Origin of the sequence: Sphingomonas montana, assembly GCF_001956315.1 — a bacterium.
Taxonomy (GTDB): Bacteria; Pseudomonadota; Alphaproteobacteria; order Sphingomonadales; family Sphingomonadaceae; genus Sphingomonas_R; species Sphingomonas_R montana.
In genome coordinates this window covers 177,514-198,243 of sequence record NZ_MOLY01000046.1, presented here as the reverse complement: position 1 = coordinate 198,243, position 20,730 = coordinate 177,514, and the positions used below count along the sequence as shown (strand labels likewise).

Here is a 20,730-nt window from a genome sequence, read left to right as displayed (position 1 = left end):
GCCTCGACGGCGCTCGGCATGGACGGATTTCTATGCAAGTCTCGCTGAAGACGGGCCGGCGGGAAGGGAGAACCACAATGCACACCTACCAACCCGGCTTCGGCAACCACATCTCCAGTGAGGCCGTGCCCGGCGCGCTCCCCATCGGCCGCAACTCGCCGCAGCATGTCCCCTTCGGCCTCTATGCCGAGCAACTCTCCGGCACGGCCTTCACCGCGCCGCGCAGCGAGAACCGCCGCAGCTGGCTCTACCGCCTGCGCCCGACCGCCAACCACCCGGCCTTCACGGCCTACCCCGGCGCGACCCTCTTCAAGTCCGCCCCCTATGACGACGTCCCGCCCTCCCCCAACCGCCTGCGCTGGGACCCGCTGCCGATGCCGGCCGACCCCGTCGACTGGCTCGACGGCCTCGTCAGCTATGGCGGCACCGGCAGCGTCGCGGACCAGAGCGGCGTCGGCATCCACCTCTATGCCGCCAACCGCGACATGGACCGCGCCTTCTTCTCGGCTGACGGCGAACTGCTGATCGTCCCCGAACAGGGCCGGCTCGCGATCGACACCGAACTTGGCCGCATCGACCTCGCGCCGCTCCAGATCGCGATCATCCCGCGCGGCGTCCGGTTCCGCATCGCGCTGCCCGACGGTCAGGCGCGCGGCTATGTCTGCGAAAATTACGGCGCGCTGTTCCGCCTCCCCGATCTTGGACCGATCGGCGCCAACGGCCTCGCCAACCCGCGCGACTTCGAAACGCCGGTCGCGTGGTACGAGGACAGCGACGCGCCGTGCGACGTCGTTCAGAAATTCCAGGGCAAGCTCTGGACTACCACGCTCGACCATTCGCCGTTCGACGTCGTCGCCTGGCACGGCAACCTCGTCCCCTGCCGCTACGACCTTACCCGCTTCAACACCATCAACACGGTCAGCTTCGACCATCCCGATCCGTCGATCTTCACCGTCCTCACCGCGCCCAGCGACACGCCCGGCACCGCGAATTGCGACTTCGTCATCTTCCCGCCGCGCTGGATGGTGGCGGAGGGCACGTTCCGCCCGCCCTGGTTCCACCGCAACGTGATGAGCGAGTTCATGGGCCTGATCCAGGGTGCGTACGACGCCAAGGAAGGCGGCTTCGCCCCCGGCGGCGCGTCGCTGCATAACCAGATGAACGGCCACGGTCCCGACCGCGCCAGTTACGACAAGGCGGTCGCCGCCGACCTCGTCCCCCACCGTATCGCCGACACCATGGCCTTCATGTTCGAAACGCGCCACGTCGTCCGCCCCACGCGCTGGGCCGTCGAAACCCCGACGATGCAGCTCGATTACGACGCGGTCTGGACCGGTTTCGCCAAGGCGCAGCTGCCCCTATGATCCTGCATGGCTACTGGCGCTCCGGCACCGCCTACCGCGTCCGCATCGCGCTCGCGCTGAAAGGCCTGGCCTATGCGCAGGTCACGCACGACCTGCGCCGCGGCGAACAGCGCGCGCCCGACTATGCCGCGCTCAACCCGCAACCGCTGGTCCCGGCACTCGACGTCGGCGGCACGGTCCTGACGCAGAGCCCCGCCATCCTCGAATGGCTCGACGAACGCCATCCCGACCCGCCGCTGCTTCCCGCTACCGCGGACGCCCGCGCGATCGTCCGCGCCATGGCCGCGATAGTGGCGTGCGACATCCATCCGCTCAACAACCTCCGCGTCCTCGACACGCTGCGCACCGAGTTCGACGCCACCCCGGACGCCATCAACCGCTGGATCACCCGCTGGATCGGCGACGGCCTCGCCGCGCTCGAGGCACTGGTCCAGCGCCACGGCGCCGGCTTCGCCTACGGCAACACCCCCACGTTGGCGGACTGCCACCTCGTCCCGCAACTCTACGCCGCGCGCCGTTTCGCGGTCGATCTCGCGCCCTTCCCCGCGCTCGTCGCGGTCGATGCCCGCGCCGCCGACCTTCCCGCCTTCGCCGCCGCGCATCCCGACCGCCAGCCCGACGCCGATCCCGCATGACATCCACCGAACGCATCTTCGCGACGCCGCCCAGCGTGAAACTCGGCGCAGTCGCCCTCATCGCGGACGGCGCGGCGCGCAACTTCGTCCTGCAACTGCGCGCCGGCCGCTTCCACGGGTTCGTCGTGCGGCAGGGCGCGGACCTGTTCGGCTATGTCGATCGCTGCCCGCACATGGGCGTGCCGCTCGCCAAGGAACTGGACGACTATCTGACGCCGCGCGGCGACCTGATCGCATGCAGCTGGCACTCCGCCCTGTTCGCGATCGACACCGGCCTGTGCGTCGGTGGCCCCTGCACCGGCCAGCGGCTTACCCCATGGCCGGTAACCGTGGTGGACGGGACGATCGTCACCGCCTGACCGATCGGTCGGCAAGCCATATCGAAACTATCGTCATCCCGGACTTGATCGACGCCCGTTCTACCCCGCCCCATTCTCTGCGGCAGTTGCGTTCCCGACTGCCACGCCGCGCTGCTCGGTCAGGATCTGCCACCCGGCGATGAACAGCGCCGCCACTACCGGCCCGATCACGATGCCGCTCAACCCAAACAGTTCGATCCCGCCCAGCGTGGTCACCAGTACCACCCAGTCCGGAATACCGGTATCGCGCCCGACCAGGATCGGGCGCAGGATGTTGTCGGCCATGCCGATCACCACCACGCCGGACGCGATCACCACGATCCCCTGCCAGATCGCACTTGTCGCCAGTAGGTAGATCGCGACCGGAACCCAGATGATCGCCGGCCCGAGCGCCGGCAGCAACGACGTGACCGCCATCAGCAGGCCCCACAGCAACGCCGCCGGCACGCCCACGATCCAGAAGGTGATCGCCCCCAGCCCGCCCTGCACCAGCCCGACGATCACCGATCCCTTGATGGTCGCGCGCACCACCGCCACGAACTTGTCGACCAGCCGTTCGGTCACCGATCGTTCCAGCGGCAGCGCGCGGCGCACCGCGGCCCCGAGCGCCTGCCCGTCGCGCAGCAGGAAGAAGCTGACATACAGCGCGATACAGAAGGCCAGCAGGAACGCGAACGCGTCCCGCCCGATCGAAAGTGCCTGCGTCGCGATCCCGCTGACCCGGCTGCCGATCACGTTCGACAGCCGCGCCTGCGTCCGTTCGAAACTGCTGAGACCCGCCCCGTCCATCAGGCGCTGCACCCGGTTCGGCAGCGCGTCGTGCACCTGCTGGAAATAGGATGCGAAATTGATCTGGCCGGACCGGATGTTCGTATAGACCGTGCTGGCCTGCTCGACCACCATCGTGCCGATGATGAGCGTCGGGATGACGACCGCGACGGTGATGATGAGCATCGTCAGCCCCGCCGCGCGGTTCTCGTGACCCGGGCTCCGTTCCAGCAGCCGGTGGTACAGCGGCTGGAACAGGATCGCCGCCAGCATGCTCCACAGCAGGGCCGCGGCAAAGCCCGACACCACTGCGCCCATCGCCAGCGTTATGAGTGCCACGAACAGGATCAGCCCGCCTTGTTCGAGCCGCTGTCGATCGATTGTCATGCCTTCATCGTCCTGCCACGCGTCATCCGGAAATGTCCGCCCGCTACGGACCAAAAACATGGGCGGCGCAACCCCGCACGCATCGCCCGCCGGGGGGTTCAGGACAATGCGAGCGCCTGTGCCGTCGTGCCCGGCCGCGCCCGCGTGATCGTCACCACCGTCCCGTTGCGCGTCATCCGGTACAGCGTCCGCGCGAAACTGCGCGGCAGGCGGATGCAGCCATGCGACGCCGGATAGCCGGGCAGCGCGCCTGCGTGGATCGCGATCCCGTACGTCGTCAGCCGCTGCATATAGGGCATGGGCGCATTGCTGTAGCGATTGGAATGATGGGTCACCGCCTTTTGCAGCACGCGGAACGTGCCGGCCGGCGTCGCATGCCCGCGCTTGCCGGTCGACACCGGCGACGTCGCGACCAAAGTCTTACCCCGGAACGCATAAAGTTTCTGCTGCGGCAGGCTGATGAGCACCCGCACGCCGCCACCGCCTGCCGCCGCCACCGAAGCAGGTCGTGCGACCCGCCGTGCCGGGCGCGTCGGCAGCCCAGGCACCGCCAGCACGAAAGTGCCGTCACCCGTCGCCAGCAACGTGCATTCGCGCACCCCGCCGCCGGCGCAGTGCCGGTCGTCCAGCGCCGCGGGGTCGACAGGCAGGACCGGCGGCCCGCCGCACCCGGACAGGGCCAGCACCGCCGCGACGAGAGTCGGCCACAGTCGCGTCATCGATCCTCCGTGCTGCGCGCGACCCGCGGGGCTGGCGTGAACCTGGGGCCGGCAGCGCGGCGGAGCGTAGCGCAACCGATCGCCGCTAGGCCAGTGGCGACCGTCTCGTCGCGTTATCGAAACGCCACGGCGGGTCGCGCTGCCGCCGCGGATCACCGGGCGCGTGGTACGGCCCCGATTGACAGCCCGACGCGCACTGTCATGGTAGCGTTACAACGAAAAATGCGGAGCGGATCGATGCAGTTCAGCCGACGAAACGGCCTCGCGCTGCTCGGCGCCGCGGCCGTTGCGGCCTGCGATGGGCCGCGCGGCGCCGCGCGGCTGGCCGGCCTCGGCGGTTCCGGCCCGCCAGCTGCGCCGGCAGGACTGCATGCCGCGGCAACCGCCCGCGGTCTGCGAGTCGGGTCCTGCTTCGCCTGGGGTGCGCCAGGGGACGATCGCGGGTCCTTCGCCAACCCGGCCTATGCGGCGCTGCTGAAACGGGATTGCGGGCTGCTGGTCGCCGAAAACGAGATGAAGTGGCAGGCATTGCGGCCGGACGCGACCCGGTTCGACTTCAGCCGGTTCGACGCGATGATCAACTGGGCGGATGCGAACGGCCTGCCGGTACGCGGTCACAACCTGTTGTGGCACCAGCCGAAATGGATGCCGCAATGGGCCGAAACCCACGACTTCGGCGCCACCCCCGCCCGCGCGGCGGAGCGGTTGCTCGTCGATCATATTACCACCGTCTGCCGGCGCTACGGCACGCGCATCCGCAGCTACGACGTGGTCAACGAAGCCGTGAACCCAGCCGACGGCGGCCTGTACCAGACGGCCTTGTCGCGTGCGCTGGGCGGGCCGGAGGCGACGCTCGACCTCGCCTTCCGCACCGCGCGCACCGCCGCGCCCGGCGCGCAACTCGTCTATAACGACTATATGGGCTGGGAACCCGGCAACGCCCGGCACCATGCCGGCGTGCTGAAACTGCTCGAAGGGTTCAAGGCGCGCGGCGTCCCCGTCGATGCGCTGGGGGTGCAGTCGCACATCGTTACGCAGGGCCTCGATACGCGCGGCGCCATCGCGGCGCTCGAAGGCGACTGGCGGCGGTTTCTGGATGCGGTGACCGCGATGGGGTACGGCCTCGTCATCACCGAACTGGACGTGCGCGACAACGCCCTGCCCGCCGCCATCGGCCCGCGCGACACCGCGGTGGCGGATTTCACGCGCGGCTATCTCGACGTCATGTTCGGCTACCCCGCGTTGCGCGATGTGCTCCTCTGGGGCATGACCGATCGCTACAGCTGGATCGAGGGGCTGGAACCGCGTCCCGACGGCGTGAAACGCCGCCCCTGCCCCTATGACGCCGGCTTCGTGCCCAAGCCGATGCGGGCCGCGATCGCCGCCGCCATTGCCGCCGCCCCGATGCGCGGCTGACCGGACCGCCGGACGCCGTGCCTGACGGGCCGGTGCCCATTCGAACGCAGCTCTCCCTTAGGACCCGCCATGTTCTCCGCCTTCCTCATGCTCGCCGCCACGACGATCAACCTGAACCAGCTCGGCTTCCGGCCCGCCGACCGCAAACAGGCGGTCATCGCCGCCGCCCCGCCGGCCGCACTCGACTGGCAGGTCGTCGATGCGGGCGGTGCCGTCGTGCTGCGCGGCCGGACGACGCCGGGGGCCGACGATCCGGTTTCGGGCGACCGTGTCCACCATGCGGATCTGACCGCGCTGGCGACACCCGGCGCGTACCGGCTACGCGTCGCAGGGGTGGACAGCGGCACCTTCCGGATCGGACGGGACATCTACGCCCCGCTCGCCCGCAACGCACTGTCGGTCTTCTACCAGCAGCGGGCAGGCACGCCGATCGAGGCACGCTTCGTCGGGGCCCGCTGGGCGCGCGCCGCCGGCCACGCACCGGAAATCGCCGCCTGTTTCTCCGGTCCGGATCAGAAGGGCAATCGCTGGCCCGGCTGCCCCGCCCCGCGCGACGTGACGGGCGGCTGGTACGATGCCGGCGATCACGGCAAATATGTCGTCAACGCGGGCATCGCGGTGTGGACGCTGCAGAATCTGTACGAAACCGGCATGGCGCGGCGGCTCTTCGCCGATGGCGAGGCCCGCCTGCCGGAAGCGGGCAACGGCCATGACGACCTGCTCGACGAAGCGCGCTGGGAAATCGAATGGATGCTGCGGATGCAGCTGCCGGCCGCAACCCGCATGGCGTTGCCCATCGGGCCGACCCCCGATTCGGGCCGGCTGGTCCTGACCCCCGTCGACGCGAGCGGCATGGCGTTCCAGAAGGTCGCCGACGCGCGCTGGACGACCATCCCGACGGCGCCGGCCGCCGACCGCGAACCGCGGCTGCTCTATCCCCCCTCCACCGCCGCGACGCTGAACCTTGCGGCCGCCGCGGCACAGGCGGCACGGTTGTGGCGTCCGATCGACCCGGCCTTTGCCGCGCGCTGCCTGGCCGCCGCGCGACTGGCGTGGGATGCGGCCGCGCGCAATCCCGCGATCTTCGCGGTACAGTCCTTCACCGGCAGCGGCGGCTACGGCGACACGCAGCTAGGCGACGAACGCGCCTGGGCGGCGGCAGAACTGTTCGCCACGACGGGGGAGGCGCAATATCGCGCAGCCCTGCCGCTCGGCCCCGTCACCACGCCCGGCTGGGCCGACGTCGCGCCGCTCGGCACGATCACGCTCGCCACCGCGGCGGGGGTGCCGGCCGCGATCCGTGCCGCCGCACGCGCGCGCATCGTCGCCGCCGCGGACGGGTTCCTGGCCGAAACGGCACGCAGCGGATATCGCATCCCCTATGCCGCGACGGCCTATAGCTGGGGGTCGAACGCCACGATCCTGAACCGGGCTATGCTGCTCGGCCTCGCCGCGCGTTTCACCGGGGCACCGCGCTACCGGGCGGGGGCGGTCGATGCCGCCGACTATGTCCTGGGGCGCAACCCGCTCGGGCAATCCTATGTCTCGGGGGCGGGCTGGAAACCGCTGCGCAATCCGCATCATCGTTTCTGGGCGCATCAGGCCGACCCCGCTTTCCCCCCGCCGCCGCCCGGCGTCCTGTCCGGCGGACCGAACAACACGGCGATGGCCGATCCCGTGGCGCTGCGTCTGAAAGGGCGGTGCGCGCCGCAGCGCTGCTGGGCGGATGATATCAACGCCTATGCGCTGAACGAGATGGCGATCAACTGGAACGCGCCGCTCGTCTGGGTCGCCGCCTATCTCGACGCGGACTAGGACGGGTCGCCATTCGAGCGGACGACGCGCGCGTCGGCCATGAAAGCCGGATGTCGATCCGGACTGAAGCACGCCCCGTCCGCGCGCATTGGGCGGATCGCCCGCCGTGCCGCCGTTCGGGTGCGTGGCTGTCGCGGCGGCAACGCTTGCGGTCCGGACTCGCCCATGCGAATTGATAGCGCTATCGAAGGTGACAGGAGGGGAGGCGTGATGAAATCTTTGTCGTTGCGGCTGCTGCTCGCCTTGTCCTTTCCAGCATCAGTCGACGCGTACGGCGCGGCCATGGCGCGGACGCCTGCACCGCGCCCCGCGATCGCTTTGACCTTCGACGATATTCCCGTTCACGGCCCGCTGCCCCGCGGTCAGACGCGGGTCGGCGTCATTCGCGCCATCACCGCGGCGTTGCGCCGGGCAAAGGCCCCCGCCTTCGGCTTCCTCAACGCCGGTTTCGGGCTGGACGATCCTGCCGCGCGAAATGCGGTCACGGCCTGGCGCGCGGCGGGGCTGCCGCTCGGCAATCACGGCTATGGCCACCTCAATCTGGACCGGGTCGGCGCGCCGGCCTTCGTTGCCGATATCGTCCGCAACGAAGCCCCGCTGGCCGCGGCGGCACGTGGGCAGGACTGGCACTGGTTCCGCTATCCATTCCTCGCGGAAGGCAGCGTGCCCGCTATGCGTGATGCCGCGCGCGCCACCCTGCACGCGCGCGGTTACCGCGTCGCTGCCGTTACGATGGACTTCGCCGATTATCGCTGGGCCGCACCGTTCGCCGCCTGCACCGACCGGCGGGACCGGCGCGCGGTCGCGCTGCTCGAAGCCGGCTTCCTCGCCGACGCGCGCGCCGCGGCGCTTGCCGCCCGCGCCCGTGCGCAGGCCCAGGTCGGGCGCGACGTTCCCTATGTGCTGCTGATGCATGTCGGGGCGATGGACGCGCACATGCTGCCGCGGCTGCTTGCCCTGTACCGTGAATTGGAGTTCCGGTTCGTGACGCTAGCCGAGGCGCAAGCCGATCCCTATTACGCAGCGGCGATGGACCTGTCGCGGCCGGGGCCGACGCCGTCGCTGGCCGGCCTGCCCGCTATTCCCCCGCTGGCCGGTCCACCCGCCGCCGCATCCTGCTCGTGAAACGGAGACCAATCGCGTGATCCCCAACTTCGACCCCGCCGACGCGCTCGGCACCGAATGGCGCAGCGGCCGCTGGCTCGGCCGCATCGACCGCGGCGACGGCCCGTCCCCGATCCTCGTTGTCGGCGGTATCGCGCATGACATGGCACGCGTCGCACCGACCGTCGCGGAACTGGTGGCGGGCGGCATTTTCGATCCGGCCGCAGGCGAGGTGATCGGCGATCTTGCCGCGCTCGGCCTGTCGCCGGACGGCACGCCGCGGCTGCTCAGCCCGATTGATTTTCAGTGCGTGAAGGCCGCCGGCGTCACCTTCGCCGTCTCCGCGCTGGAACGCGTGATCGAGGAACGCGCGCGCGGCGACGCAGGTGCGGCGGTCGCGGTGCGCGCCCGGCTCGAAACCCGCGTCGGCGGCGGTCTCGCCGGCGTCGTCCCCGGCTCGGCAGAGGCCGCCGCACTCAAGGCCGCGCTGATCGAAGAGGGCCTCTGGTCGCAATATTTGGAGGTCGCGATCGGCCCCGATGCCGAGGTGTTCACCAAGGCGGCGATCCTCTCGACCGTCGGCTGGGGTTCCGCGGTCGGCATCCGTTCCGATTCGACGTGGAACAACCCGGAACCGGAGGTCGTGCTGCTCGTCGATCCCGCCGGCCGCACCGTCGGCGCGACGCTGGGCAACGACGTCAACCTGCGCGATTTCGAAGGGCGCTCCGCCCTGCTGCTCGGCAAGGCGAAAGACAACAACGCATCCTGCGCGCTGGGTGCCTTCGTCCGCCTGTTCGACGACGACTTCACGATGGACGATGTCCGCCGCGCGGCGGTTACGCTGCGGATCGAGGGGGCGGACGGCTATGTCCTCGACGGCGCCAGCGCGATGGACCAGATCAGCCGCGATCCGGACGAACTGGTGCGCCAGACGCTGAGCGAGCATCAATATCCCGACGGTTTCGTCCTGTTCCTCGGCACGCTGTTCGCGCCGACCAAGGATCGCGACGAACCCGGTGGCGGCTTCACGCACAAGGTCGGCGATACCGTCGCGATCGCCTCGCCCCGGCTCGGTCGCCTCGTGAACGGCGTGACCACGTCGAAGGCTGCACCGCCCTGGTCGTTCGGCGTCACGGCGCTGACCCGCAACCTTGCCGCCCGCGGTCTGCTGGCGGACCGTAGCTGATGGAAGATCCCATGCCCCAACACGCGACCGGCGTTTCGCAGTCCGCCGCCTATCCCTCGCTGCGCGACAGACGCGTGATCGTCACCGGTGGCGCGTCCGGCATCGGCGCCGGGCTGGTCGAGGCGTTCGTCCGCCAGGGCGCACATGTTGCGTTCGTCGATGTCGCGGTGCAGGACGGCGAGGCGCTGGTCGCCCGCCTCTCGCCGGACGCCGCGCATGCGCCGATCTTCCGGCCGCTCGACCTGACCGATCTCGATGCGCTGACGACCGTCTTCGCGCAGCTCGTCGCCGAACTGGGCGGCGTCGATGTGCTGCTCAACAACGCGGCCAACGACGATCGCCACGTCATCGCGGACGTCACCCCGGCCTATTGGGACCAGCGCATGAACGTGAACCTGCGCCACGCCTTCTTCGCCGCGCAGGCGGTGATCCCCGCGATGAAGGCGGCCAAGGGCGGCGTGATCGTCAATTTCGGATCGATCAGCTGGCACCTCGCGCTGCCGGACCTGATCCTCTACCAGACCGCAAAGGCCGCGACCGAGGGCCTTACGCGCAGTCTGGCCCGCGATCTCGGCCGCGACGGCATCCGCGTCAACTGCATCGTGCCCGGCAACGTCCAGACCCCGCGGCAGGAGAAGTGGTACACGCCGGAGGGTGAGGCGGAGATCGTCGCCGCGCAATGCCTCGACGCACGCATTCAGCCGTCGGACATTGCGGCCATGGCGCTGTTCCTGGCATCGGACGACGCGCGCATGTGCACGGGCCACAACTACTGGGTCGACGCCGGCTGGCGCTAGACCACAATGACTTTGGTTTGATCCGCCCATCCCGAGCGAAGTCGAGGGATCCGTCGAACGTAGCCGAAACGTCAACATCGCCCCTCGGCTACGCTCGGGGAACGTGCCTCGACTGCGCTCGGCATGGTCGGATCTGGGATGGATTCACCCACAGTCATCCTACCGTAAGCATCCGCGCGATCGAAGCCCGAACTCCGATCAGCCCCCCAGCCCCCAAACCGTCATCCCGGCGAAGGCCGGGATCTCGCTGCGGTAAAACACGCACCCCAAGCCCAAGGGAGATCCCCGGCCTGCGGCGGGATGACGATGACGAGTAGGGACGACCAATCCAACCCCCTGCCCGTCAGGCTCAGCCCGGCATATCCTCCAGTTCCCGCCCGCGCGTCTCGACCACCATCGCCTTGACGAAGAAGAACGAGATCGCCGCGAAGATCGCATAGCCCGCATAGGTCACCGCCAGCCCGGGTGACACCGCCAGCGCGGGGAAGCTGACCGAGATCGCGGCATTGGCGATCCACTGCGCGAAGCCGGCCACCGCCAGCCCCGAACCGCGGATCTGGTTGGGGAACATCTCGCCCAGCATCACCCACATCACCGGGCCCCAGCTGGCATTGAAGAAGATGACGTACAGGTTGGCCGCGATCAGCGCGATCATGCCGTTATTGCCCGGCAACGACACCGCACCGTCCGCCCCCGTTACCGCGGTCGAGAAGGCATAGGCCACCGTCGCCAGCGTCACCGCCATGCCGGCCGACCCGACCAGCAGCAACGGCTTGCGCCCGATCCGGTCGACGGTCGCGATCGTGAACAGACAGGCCGCGATCGACAGGACACCCGACAGGATGTTGATCTGCAACGCATTGTCCTCGGTGAACCCCACCGCTTCCCACAATGTCGCGCCGTAATAGAAGACGACGTTGATGCCGACGAGCTGCTGGAAGACGGCCAGACCGATACCGGCCCACAGGATTGGCCGGATCCTGCCGGTCGCCTTGTCCTTCAGGTCGGAAAGCTTGGGCTTGTGATGATCGGCCGCCAGAGAATTGCGGATCTCGGTGACCTTGCGGTCCGCCTCCGCACTGCCGAACAGGCGGGTGAGCACGGTGTGCGCGTCCGTTTCCCGCCCCTTGGCGACAAGGAACCGCGGGCTTTCCGGGATCACCAGCAGCGCGAAGAAGTAGATTGCGGCCGGGATCGCCTGCAACCAGAACATCCAGCGCCACGCCGGATAGCCGAGCCAGAAGTCCGCCGTGGAACCGCCGGCATAGCGGGCCAGCGCGAAGTTCGCGACGAACGCACCGGTCAGCCCGGCGATGATCATCACCTGCTGCACGCTGGACAATCGGCCGCGGATCGCCGCCGGCGTCACTTCGGAAATATAGACCGGGGAAATCACGCTGGCCGCACCCACGCCCAGCCCGCCGACGATCCGCGCGAAGATGAAGATCGCCGAACCGGTCGCCGCCCCCGCCAGCACCGCGCTGAACAGGAACAGCACCGCCGAAATCATCATGACGTTGCGCCGCCCGATCCGGTCGGCCAACCGCCCCGCCCCGAACGCGCCGATCGCCGATCCGACCAGGATCGCGCCGACATTCACGCCGATCCCCAGCCGGCCGAGCCCGAACGCGGCCTCCAGCCCCTTCTGCGTGCCGTTGATGACACCCGAGTCATAGCCGAACATGAAACCACCGATCGTCGCCACCGCGACGATCGCCGCGATGAAACCGTGGTTCACCATGCCGCCGTCGGCGCGCCCGTCGGTTCGTCCGTCCCCGGGCAAATCCCGCATCCTGTCCGTCATCGTCGCTCTCCCCTCGTGCCGGCCGTGCCGGTCTGTTCGGTATCAGTGGTTGTGGCGTGGCGTGCGTGCCGCGATGCCGCGATACTTCACGGCGAAGTCCAGCACCGCGCCCTCGCCCAGCTGCCCGGTCTTTTCGCGGTACAGTTCCTCCCACGGCGTGTTGCTCGGCGGGATGGGCGGCGGCGGCCCGCCCCGGCGGCGCGCGATCTCGCCTTCGTCGACCAGCGCATCGCACCGGCCGGCGGTCAGGTCGATCCGGATGATGTCGCCGGTCGCCAGCCAGGACAGCCCGCCACCGACGGCGCTTTCCGGGCTGGCGTTCAGGATCGACGGGCTGTCGGACGTGCCGGACTGCCGCCCGTCGCCCAGCGTCGGCAACGCCATGATCCCGCGCTGGATCAGATGGTCCGGCGGCTGCATGTTCACGACCTCTGCCGAACCCGGCCAGCCGATCGGCCCCGCCCCGCGGATGACCAGGATGCAGTTCTCGTCGATATCCAGTGCCGGGTCGTTGATCCGGTGATGATAATCGTCCGATCCCTCGAACACGATCGCGCGCGCCTCGAAGATATTCTCCGCACCCGTCCGTTCTAGGTAACGCGCACGAAAGGCGAGGGAAATGACGCTGGTCTTCATGATGGCGACATCGAACAGGTTGCCGGTCAGCACCAGGAACCCGGCCTGTTCCTTCAACGGCGTGTCGAACGCGCGGATCACCTCGCGGTCGGTGGCGCTGCGCCCCAGGATGTTCTCCGCCACCGTGCGCCCGGTCACGGTCGCGCAGTTGCCGTCCAGCTTCCCCGCCCCCAGCAGTTCGGTCATCACCGCCGGCACGCCGCCGGCGCGGTGGAACCGTTCGCCCAGGAACCGCCCCGCCGGCTGCACGTCGACCAGCAACGGCAGGTCGTACCCGTAGGTAGACCAGTCCGCCGCCACGATTTCGATCCCGGCATGCTGCGCCATCGCGTGGATATGCGGCTGTGCATTGGACGAACCACCGATCGCGGTGACGACCCGGATGGCGTTCAGGAAGCTTTCGCGCGACAGGATGCGCGACGGGCGCAGGTCCTCATACGCCATCTCGACGATCCGGCGGCCGGTCTCGTAGGCATATTGCCCGCGTTCGCGGTACGGCGCCGGGATCGCCGCGCAGCCGGGCAGCGACAGGCCCAGCGCTTCGGCCACCGCGTTCATGGTCGATGCGGTGCCCATCGTGTTGCAATGGCCGGCCGACGGCGCGCTGTCCGTCGCGCGTTGCAGGAACTCCTCCTCGTCGATCTCGCCCGCGGCCAGCTTGCGCCGCGACCGCCAGATGACGGTGCCCGACCCGACCAGTTCGCCGTCGTGCCACCCGTCCAGCATCGGCCCGCCCGACAGGACGATGGCCGGAATATCGACCGTCGACGCCGCCATGATGCCCGACGGCGTCGTCTTGTCGCACCCGGTGGTCAGCACGACGGCGTCGATCGGATAGCCGTACAGCGTCTCGACCAGCCCGAGATAGGCGAGGTTACGGTCGAGCGCCGCGGTCGGCCTGCGGCAGTTTTCGAAGATCGGGTGGACTGGAAACTCCATGGCGATCCCGCCCGCATCGCGGATCCCGTCGCGCACGCGCCGCGCGAGGTCCAGGTGGATGCGGTTGCAGGGGCTGAGGTCGGACCCGGTCTGCGCGATGCCGATGATCGGCCGCCCGGACCGCAGCTCGGCCGGGGTCAGCCCGTAATTCATGAAGCGTTCCAGATACAGCGCCGTCATGTCGGACCGCGCCGGGTCCGCGAACCAGTCGCGCGATCGGAAGGGCCGAACCGGTTGTCGTTCCACGCTGCTGCTCTCCCGCCCGGCATCGCCCGAATGTCAGGCGCACCATCTTCCTGATATCGCTAACAGATAGCGGTCCATCGTCAAGCGGCACGCGCGCGTCCGAACCGTCGTCACGATGCGCGGTCGCGCGGCCTCCGGCGTGGCGGGGCATCTGACTGCCGCCGGATCAGCGTATAGTCGAGCAGGCGGTGTCGGTCGGGCCCATCCGTGCCGCGCGGCCGGCGGATGGTGGACACCAGCAGTTCGACGGCGGCGCGCGACATGTCGGCGATCGGCTGATGGATCGTCGTCAGTTCGGGCCAGATCGCAGTCGACAGCGTCGTATCGTCGAAACCGCAGACCGTCAGGTCGCCCGGCACGTCCAGTCCGCGCCGATGCGCCACCGCCACCGTGGCCGCGGCCATGTCGTCGTTCGACGCGAAGATCGCGGTCGGCGGATCGCCCCGGTCGAGCAGCTGTTCCGCCGCGTCCAGCCCGGACCGATAGGTGTAGAGCCCCTGCGCGATCAGCCCGTCGTCGATCGCGATCCCGCTTTCCTGCAACGCGGCCGAATATCCCTCCAGCCGGCGTGCGCTGGCGGACAGATTGGGGTTGCCGGCGATGAACCCGATCCGGCGGTGGCCCAGCGCCAATATGTGCCGGCCCATGGTCAGCGCCGCTTCCCGATCGTCGATCCGGATCGCCAGCATCGCCTCGGCCGGCAACCCGCTCGCCACCGATACGGTCGGCACCCCCGCCGCGGCCAGCAGGTCAAGGATCGCGGCGGTCTCGCACAGCGGCGGCGGCAGGATGATGCCGTCGATCCCGCCGTCGATCAGGTGGCGCGTCACCTCGATCTCGTGATCGCCCAGTTCGCACTTCTCGACGATGATCTGCACGTCGCTGCGCGCGGCCTGGTCCAGGCTGCCCAGCAGGAACTCGCTCAGATACCCGGCGCTGGGATTGCTGTAGAGCAGGCCGATCCGCGTCTGGCCCGCCCCGGCCAGGCTGCGCGCGGCGGGGTTGGGCGCATAGTTCAGCGCCGCGATCGCCTTGTTCACCTCGTCCCGCGTTACCAGCCGGACGTTGTTCACGCCGTTGATGACGCGCGACACCGTCATCGGCGACACGCCCGCCCGGCGGGCGACGTCGCTGATGGTCGGGGCGCCGCCCGTACGGCGTGAAGACCGCGCCTTTCCGGATCCGTCTGGGCTCATCCCTGGAACCTAGCGGAAACCGCCGTCGCGGCAAGCGGAACCCGGTGCGGGACGGTACGGCAGGCTGGCATGATAGCGCTATCGACCGGCGGGCAGCGGTTTCTCGTCGTAGAACAGGTGCAGCAGCGGACTGGTCATCATCGTCGTGACGATCGCCATCAGCACCAGCATCGCGAACAGCGTCGGCCCGATGATCCCCTTCTGCAGGCCGATATTGATGATGATGAGTTCCATCAAGCCGCGCGAATTCATCAGCGCGCCGATGCCAAGTGCGGTCCGGTTGTCCTCTCCCGACAGCCGCGCGGCCAAGTAGCAGGCACCGCCCTTCGCCAGGATCGATGCGAACAGGATGCCGGTCGCGATCAGCAGCAGCGACCCGGAATTGACCATGTCCATCCGCGTGTTCAGCCCCGAATAGGTGAAGAACAGCGGCAGCAGCAGGACAACCGTGAGCGGTTCCAGCTTGCGCTTGATCTCCACCGCCAGCAACCCGCGTGGCATCGCCGCCCCCAGCACGAACCCGCCGAAGATGGCATGGATGCCGACCACGTCCATCAGGAACGCCGATGTGCAGAAGGCGATCAGCACCAGCGCCAGGTTCCGCTGCGTCAATTCGCCGTCGCGTTCCACCATCCGGCCCAGCGGCGCGAGCAGGCGTGGCCCCGCGATCAGCACGAACGCCGCCCAGATCAACCCGCCGCCGATCGCCAGGATCGCCACCCCCGGCCCGCCCCCGAACGTCGACAGCACGATCGCCAGCACGCACCAGGAACAGGCGTCGTCGAACGCCCCCGCGGTCAGCGACAGCGTGCCCAGCGACGTCCCCGCAAGGCCGCGTTCGTTGATGATCCGTGCCAGCATGGGGAAGGCGGTCAGCGCGATGCAGGCCCCCAGGAACAGCGTCGCGTTCAGCTGGCTGATCCCGTTCGCGAACAGCCCCGGCACGCCGATCAGCAACGGCACGATCAGCGCGGCCACCACGAACGGCACGACGATGCCCGCCATCGATACGGTCAGCGCACTCCGTGCCTTCGCCCGGAAATGGTCGAGCCGCAGCGTCGTGCCGACCAGGAACATGTACAGCCCGACGCCGAGCTGCGCCCCGACATACAAGATGTTCCGTGTCGCATCGGGAAAGATCGCGGCCTGCAATCCGGGGGCGACCAGCCCGAGCAGCGACGGCCCCAGCAGGACCCCGGCGATCATCTCGCCCACCACCTGCGGCTGGCCGAGCAGCCGTTTGCCCAGCCACCCGACCACCCGGCACATCAGCAGGATCACTGCCAGTTGCAGGAAGAAATGGATGCTGTAGTCGCCGGGCGTATAGCCGTGCGCAGCCGTCCGGATGGCCGGCCCGTGCGGCGCGAGCACGCCCGATGCCGTTTCCCCAAGGCTGTCCAGCCAGCGTGCCATCATCCCCCCAATCATGAACCCCGCCCGGTGGCACTCCGGCCACGCCACCGGTCATGCGCCGGCTTCTGCGAACGCTATCACACCGGACCGGACCGCGCACAAGCGGAACGGCCGTGCAGGAAAGCTGTAACCCTTTGCGCCGCGGTCCCGTATCATGGGTCGGGCAGGAGACGGGCATGGCGACGCGCATCAGGACGGACAGTGTGACGGACGGGCGACCGCTCGTGAAAAGGCATGGCTGGCCGGTGCGCGTCTGGCACTGGATCAACGCGGTCGTCGTGATCGTCATGCTCATGAGCGGGCTGATGATCTTCAACGCGCACGGCCGGCTGTACTGGGGGCAGTCCGGCGCCAACACCGATGCCGCCTGGCTGGAAATCGGGTCGACCGCCGACGCCGGCTATCTCCAGCTCGGCTCCGTCCGCGTGCCGACCACCGGCGTGCTGGGCTATTGGCGGAACGGCGAAGGCGTGGTGCAACGCCGCGCCTTCCCTGGCTGGGCGACGATCCCGACCGCGTACAGCCTGTCCGCCGCCCGCCGCTGGCACCTGTTCTTCGCCTGGCTGCTGGTGGTGCCCGGGCTGCTGTTCTGGCTGTGGAGCGTCGTCGGCGGCCATGCCCGCGCGCTGCTGCCGATGCGGACCGAACTTGCGCCCCGCCATGTCTGGGCCGATATCCGCAACCATGCCCGGCTGCGCTTTCCGGCGGGGCAGGCCGCGCTGAAATACAACATCCTTCAGAAACTCTCCTATTCCGGCGTCGTGTTCGGCCTGTTGCCATTGCTCGTCCTTACCGGCCTCGCCATGTCGCCGGCGATGAATGCGGCGTGGCCGTGGCTGCTCGATCTGTTCGGCGGGCGGCAGTCGGCGCGGTCGCTGCACTTCATCGCGATGGTTCTGCTGGCCGCGTTCATCGTCGTCCACCTGCTGATGGTCGTGCTGGCCGGCCCGTATAACGAGATACGATCGATGGTGACCGGCCGGTTCAGGCTGCCGGCCGAACGCGCGGACGCCAAGGCGGAGGAAGTGGCATGACCATCCCGACCAAATCACCACTCACCCGGCGCAGCCTGATCGCCGGCGCGGGGCTGGCCGGGGCGGGCCTGCTGCTGCCCGGCTGCGACCGGCTGGACCAGTCGCCCGCCTTCCGCGAAACGTTGCGGCTGGGCGAACGCGTGACGATGGGCGCGCAGCGGCTGGTGTCGGACCGCACCGCGCTCGCCCGCGAATATGACGGCGGCGATATCAGCCCGATATTCCGGTCGAACGGCACGCGGATGCCCGGCACGCCGGACTATGCCGCGTGGCTGGCGGGCGGCTTCGCGGACTGGCGGCTGGCGGTGGACGGCATGGTCGCACGACCGCTCTCGCTCTCGCTGGCGCAATTGGGGGCGATGCCGGTGCGTGAGCAGACGACGCGCCACGATTGCGTCGAGGGCTGGAGCGCGATCGGCCGCTGGACCGGCACCCCTCTGAAGCTGCTGCTGGACGCGGCGGGCGTGCGCAACACCGCGCGCTACCTCATCTTCCACTGCGCCGACCTGTATGGCGCGCGCCCATATTATGAATCGATCGACATGATCGACGCGCTGCATCCGCAGACAATCCTGGCCTGGGCGCTGAACGGACGGATGCTGCCGGTCGGCAACGGCGCCCCGCTGCGGCTCCGCGTCGAGCGGCAACTGGGCTACAAGCAGGCGAAATACATCACCCGGATCGAGGCCGTCGCCACGCTCGCCACCAGCTACGGCGGCAAGGGCGGGCTGTGGGAGGATACCAACGATTACGAATGGTATGCCGGCATCTGACCCGACCTGTGATCCGGTAGATCCGCGCCTCCCGCCCGGTTTGGTTAGAACCTGCCGAGAACCCCGCGCCGAGTTCTCGACAGGCTCCAACCAAACGGATCGGCTGACGGACTCCGCCGCTGCACACCCCGTCCATCCCAAGCGCAGTCGAGGGAGCCTTCGAGCGTAGTCGAGAAGCTTACAGCCCCGCCTGGCGACTCTCGCGATCGGCGGGTTGAACTGGCGTCGATGCCATCCCTGCCCCGCCCGTGCGCGTCGCAAAGATCGCCTCCGCCACCCCGAGCGTGCGCGCATTGTCCACATCGATCGCCACCGCGCCGTCGTCCAGGATGACGGGGCGGATCGGAAAGCCGAAGCGCCGCGAAAAGCGCCCGAACGCCCCGTCGATCGTGCCGAGCCCGAACCGGAAGGCGATCAGATTGTAGAACCCGAGCGCGCGGAAAATGCGGATCGGATGCTTCGCGAACTGCCCGCCGGACCGGAACACCTCCGCCACCGCCAGCGCCGCCGGGCTCCCGATCCAATAGGCGTTGCAGTTGGAATAGCTGTCGTCGCGAAACCGGTAGAAGCGCCGCTGGCCGTCCGGATGCGCTGCCAGCACCGACGCACGGCGCGTAAAGGCGACCGCGACGGACGTCTCGCCCGCCGCCATGCCCGCTGCACCGATCGTCGCGATGGCACCGGGCGTCAGCAGCACATTGTCCGCGGTCGTCACCAGCACCGGGAACGCCTGCCCCTCGATTGCCGCGAACAGGCTGTCGACCAGATTGTGCCGCGCCCGCACCGCGACCAGCCGGCCGGCATCGATCAGCGCGCGCGCGGCCGGCACCGCATCCAGCAACGCCGGATCGTTGATCGACACGATGATCCGCCCGATCGTCGGCGTATCGCCCAGCGCCGCGATCACATGGTCGATCATCGGCCGTCCGGCGACGGGCACCAGGCACTTGTCGGCCAGCCCGGCGGCCGCGGCAAGCGGGTCGATGCTCCCCTCCCGCCGCCCCGCCATGACGATGGCCGTGGTCGGATCATTCGCGGAAAGCATCACGAACCGGCGAAGGCGGGCGTCTTGGCGGCGGCCGCGATCTGCCAGGCCGGGACCGGTCTGGTCTTCGCACGATCGATCAGTCCGTGGCGTTCCAGGCTTTCCGCGACGATCGTCTCGATCAGTTCGGCATGGCTCCACCCGCCCAGCCGCGCCGCCATCGCGATCGTCTTGCGCGACCACAGGTTGCAGTTGAGGTTGGTTTCCATGAACCGGATCTGCCCCGTCCCCGCATCGATCCGAAATTCGAACCGGCCATAATCGAACGGCATGAACTCGGGCATCAGCGCGCGCGTCGCCGCCTCGATCTCCGCCAGCCGGGCATGATCGTTGAACGGCTGGATCGCATAGGATTGCACGCCGCCGGCCAGATCGCGTTTCTCGGCATAGCTGCGCAGCACCGCCGGATCGGCCTGTTCCACGATCATGACGGGCAGCAGCACCGGCTTGCCGCCGACCGTGATGACCGACACTTCGATGTCGTGGCCGGTGATGAACGGTTCGACGATCGCGTCATGCCCTTCGCCGTGGATCGCGGCGACGGCATCGCGCACCCCGGCCCAGTCATAGGCGGATCGGATGCCCCAGCTTGCCGACGATGCGTTCGGCTTGATGACATAGCGGTCGGCCCGCGGGCAGCGCGCCGGATCGATGGGCGTCAGCCGGCGGTAGATCGCCCAGTCCGCCATCGCCAGCCCGCGTGCCCGCGCGACCGTCTTGGTCAGATGCTTGTCGTCGGACAGGCCGCGGATGATCGGGCTGCCGCCCAGATAGGGCAGCCGCAGCCGGTTGCACAGCAACGGCAGCATCATCTCCGAATTGAGGAAGCCGCCGCGATTGAGCAGCGGAAAGACGAAGTCCACGTCCGGCCGGTCGAACAGTATCTCGTACCGGTCCGCCACCATCAGGTTCAGCCCGATCCCGCGCAGGACGTCGCGAATCTCGGCATGATAGGTCGCGTGCGTGCCGTCCTGCGCGTCGGCCTGCCCCTCCGACAGGGCGTGCTTGGCGATGTAGAGCAGGCGTAGCCACTTCTTCGCCTTGCCGGTTATGGTGGACGGGCGGGCATCGATCAGGCGCTGGTTCATGGCCGG

At 68.9% G+C, this 20,730-nt stretch carries 18 protein-coding genes; 10 read left to right on the top strand and 8 right to left on the bottom strand.

What is annotated here, in order from left to right; all coding sequences use genetic code 11:
• Positions 1-77 precede the first annotated feature (77 nt).
• The 3 genes from hmgA to BKY59_RS16005 are packed head-to-tail and all read left to right on the top strand — an operon-like array spanning position 78 to position 2,358.
• Entirely contained in the window at positions 78-1,364 is a 1,287-nt protein-coding gene (gene hmgA, locus BKY59_RS16015; protein ID WP_076073141.1) for a homogentisate 1,2-dioxygenase, read from the top strand.
• Positions 1,361-1,999, top strand: coding sequence for a maleylacetoacetate isomerase (gene maiA, locus BKY59_RS16010; protein WP_076073140.1), 639 nt, complete (start codon positions 1,361-1,363; stop codon positions 1,997-1,999). Before hmgA ends, maiA begins: the two co-directional genes overlap by 4 nt.
• Entirely contained in the window at positions 1,996-2,358 is a 363-nt protein-coding gene (locus tag BKY59_RS16005) for a Rieske (2Fe-2S) protein (protein WP_076073139.1), read from the top strand. The genes maiA and BKY59_RS16005 overlap by 4 nt, the downstream gene beginning before the upstream one ends.
• Positions 2,359-2,418: 60 nt before the next feature.
• Here BKY59_RS16005 and BKY59_RS16000 read toward each other — a convergent pair whose 3' ends face one another.
• Together BKY59_RS16000 and BKY59_RS15995 are read right to left on the bottom strand one after the other, a co-directional pair.
• A complete protein-coding gene (locus tag BKY59_RS16000; RefSeq protein ID WP_076073328.1) occupies positions 2,419-3,513 on the bottom strand; it encodes an AI-2E family transporter in 1,095 nt (364 codons plus the stop codon).
• A gap of 98 nt (positions 3,514-3,611) precedes the next feature.
• Complete coding sequence (locus BKY59_RS15995; RefSeq protein WP_076073138.1) at positions 3,612-4,232, bottom strand: L,D-transpeptidase family protein; 621 nt, start codon at positions 4,230-4,232, stop codon at positions 3,612-3,614.
• A 237-nt stretch (positions 4,233-4,469) separates the two neighbouring features.
• On the opposite strand from BKY59_RS15995, the gene BKY59_RS15990 reads away from it, so the two are divergent.
• The 5 genes from BKY59_RS15990 to xylB all read left to right on the top strand — a co-directional run bounded on the left by BKY59_RS15990 (position 4,470) and on the right by xylB (position 10,550).
• Positions 4,470-5,648: an endo-1,4-beta-xylanase gene (locus tag BKY59_RS15990; protein ID WP_076073137.1), complete on the top strand. Its 1,179-nt coding sequence runs from the start codon at positions 4,470-4,472 to the stop codon at positions 5,646-5,648.
• A gap of 69 nt (positions 5,649-5,717) precedes the next feature.
• Positions 5,718-7,463 carry a glycoside hydrolase family 9 protein gene (locus BKY59_RS15985; protein ID WP_076073136.1) on the top strand — a complete coding sequence of 582 codons (1,746 nt, stop codon included), beginning with the start codon at positions 5,718-5,720 and terminating at the stop codon, positions 7,461-7,463.
• A 210-nt stretch (positions 7,464-7,673) separates the two neighbouring features.
• Positions 7,674-8,588 carry a polysaccharide deacetylase family protein gene (locus tag BKY59_RS15980; protein WP_240500163.1) on the top strand — a complete coding sequence of 305 codons (915 nt, stop codon included), beginning with the start codon at positions 7,674-7,676 and terminating at the stop codon, positions 8,586-8,588.
• Between the two features lie 16 nt (positions 8,589-8,604).
• Positions 8,605-9,753 (top strand): fumarylacetoacetate hydrolase family protein, encoded by a 1,149-nt coding sequence (locus tag BKY59_RS15975; protein ID WP_129586436.1) that lies wholly within the window; start codon positions 8,605-8,607, stop codon positions 9,751-9,753.
• Between the two features lie 11 nt (positions 9,754-9,764).
• Positions 9,765-10,550 carry a D-xylose 1-dehydrogenase gene (xylB, locus tag BKY59_RS15970; RefSeq protein ID WP_076073325.1) on the top strand — a complete coding sequence of 262 codons (786 nt, stop codon included), beginning with the start codon at positions 9,765-9,767 and terminating at the stop codon, positions 10,548-10,550.
• Between the two features lie 349 nt (positions 10,551-10,899).
• Here the strand turns inward: xylB and BKY59_RS15965 are convergent, their stop codons facing one another.
• The 4 genes from BKY59_RS15965 to BKY59_RS15950 all read right to left on the bottom strand — a co-directional run bounded on the left by BKY59_RS15965 (position 10,900) and on the right by BKY59_RS15950 (position 16,784).
• Positions 10,900-12,342, bottom strand: coding sequence for a sugar porter family MFS transporter (locus BKY59_RS15965; RefSeq protein ID WP_076073135.1), 1,443 nt, complete (start codon positions 12,340-12,342; stop codon positions 10,900-10,902).
• Positions 12,343-12,396: 54 nt separating this feature from the next.
• Positions 12,397-14,175 (bottom strand): IlvD/Edd family dehydratase, encoded by a 1,779-nt coding sequence (locus BKY59_RS15960; RefSeq protein WP_076073134.1) that lies wholly within the window; start codon positions 14,173-14,175, stop codon positions 12,397-12,399.
• 110 nt (positions 14,176-14,285) lie between these two features.
• Entirely contained in the window at positions 14,286-15,371 is a 1,086-nt protein-coding gene (locus BKY59_RS15955; protein WP_076073133.1) for a LacI family DNA-binding transcriptional regulator, read from the bottom strand.
• 78 nt (positions 15,372-15,449) lie between these two features.
• Positions 15,450-16,784: a cation:proton antiporter gene (locus tag BKY59_RS15950; RefSeq protein WP_129586453.1), complete on the bottom strand. Its 1,335-nt coding sequence runs from the start codon at positions 16,782-16,784 to the stop codon at positions 15,450-15,452.
• A gap of 176 nt (positions 16,785-16,960) precedes the next feature.
• Between BKY59_RS15950 and BKY59_RS15945 the strand changes: the two genes are divergently transcribed.
• On the top strand, positions 16,961-17,818 hold the full coding sequence (locus tag BKY59_RS15945) for a cytochrome b/b6 domain-containing protein (RefSeq protein WP_076073131.1): 858 nt from the start codon (positions 16,961-16,963) through the stop codon (positions 17,816-17,818).
• Positions 17,815-18,591, top strand: a complete 777-nt coding sequence (locus BKY59_RS15940) for a molybdopterin-dependent oxidoreductase (RefSeq protein WP_076073130.1) — start codon at positions 17,815-17,817, stop codon at positions 18,589-18,591. Before BKY59_RS15945 ends, BKY59_RS15940 begins: the two co-directional genes overlap by 4 nt.
• 178 nt (positions 18,592-18,769) lie before the next feature.
• Here BKY59_RS15940 and BKY59_RS15935 read toward each other — a convergent pair whose 3' ends face one another.
• Both BKY59_RS15935 and BKY59_RS15930 read right to left on the bottom strand, forming a co-directional pair.
• The gene (locus BKY59_RS15935; RefSeq protein WP_076073129.1) at positions 18,770-19,636 is read right to left on the bottom strand and encodes an NTP transferase domain-containing protein; all 867 of its coding nucleotides are present in this window, start codon (positions 19,634-19,636) and stop codon (positions 18,770-18,772) included.
• Positions 19,636-20,724, bottom strand: a complete 1,089-nt coding sequence (locus BKY59_RS15930) for a D-alanine--D-alanine ligase family protein (RefSeq protein WP_076073128.1) — start codon at positions 20,722-20,724, stop codon at positions 19,636-19,638. The genes BKY59_RS15935 and BKY59_RS15930 overlap by 1 nt, the downstream gene beginning before the upstream one ends.
• Positions 20,725-20,730 lie beyond the last annotated feature (6 nt).

Coding starts and splice junctions, on each gene's coding strand:
- BKY59_RS15995 (WP_076073138.1), bottom strand. CDS start 4,232: ATGACGCGACTGTGGCCGACTCTCGTCGCGGCGGTGCTGGCCCTGTCC.
- BKY59_RS15950 (WP_129586453.1), bottom strand. CDS start 16,784: ATGGCACGCTGGCTGGACAGCCTTGGGGAAACGGCATCGGGCGTGCTC.
- BKY59_RS15965 (WP_076073135.1), bottom strand. CDS start 12,342: ATGCGGGATTTGCCCGGGGACGGACGAACCGACGGGCGCGCCGACGGC.
- BKY59_RS15930 (WP_076073128.1), bottom strand. CDS start 20,724: ATGAACCAGCGCCTGATCGATGCCCGCCCGTCCACCATAACCGGCAAG.
- xylB (WP_076073325.1), top strand. CDS start 9,765: ATGCCCCAACACGCGACCGGCGTTTCGCAGTCCGCCGCCTATCCCTCG.
- BKY59_RS15980 (WP_240500163.1), top strand. CDS start 7,674: ATGAAATCTTTGTCGTTGCGGCTGCTGCTCGCCTTGTCCTTTCCAGCA.
- BKY59_RS15935 (WP_076073129.1), bottom strand. CDS start 19,636: ATGCTTTCCGCGAATGATCCGACCACGGCCATCGTCATGGCGGGGCGG.
- maiA (WP_076073140.1), top strand. CDS start 1,361: ATGATCCTGCATGGCTACTGGCGCTCCGGCACCGCCTACCGCGTCCGC.
- BKY59_RS15985 (WP_076073136.1), top strand. CDS start 5,718: ATGTTCTCCGCCTTCCTCATGCTCGCCGCCACGACGATCAACCTGAAC.
- BKY59_RS15945 (WP_076073131.1), top strand. CDS start 16,961: ATGGCGACGCGCATCAGGACGGACAGTGTGACGGACGGGCGACCGCTC.
- BKY59_RS16000 (WP_076073328.1), bottom strand. CDS start 3,513: ATGACAATCGATCGACAGCGGCTCGAACAAGGCGGGCTGATCCTGTTC.
- BKY59_RS15990 (WP_076073137.1), top strand. CDS start 4,470: ATGCAGTTCAGCCGACGAAACGGCCTCGCGCTGCTCGGCGCCGCGGCC.
- BKY59_RS15955 (WP_076073133.1), bottom strand. CDS start 15,371: ATGAGCCCAGACGGATCCGGAAAGGCGCGGTCTTCACGCCGTACGGGC.
- BKY59_RS15940 (WP_076073130.1), top strand. CDS start 17,815: ATGACCATCCCGACCAAATCACCACTCACCCGGCGCAGCCTGATCGCC.
- hmgA (WP_076073141.1), top strand. CDS start 78: ATGCACACCTACCAACCCGGCTTCGGCAACCACATCTCCAGTGAGGCC.
- BKY59_RS16005 (WP_076073139.1), top strand. CDS start 1,996: ATGACATCCACCGAACGCATCTTCGCGACGCCGCCCAGCGTGAAACTC.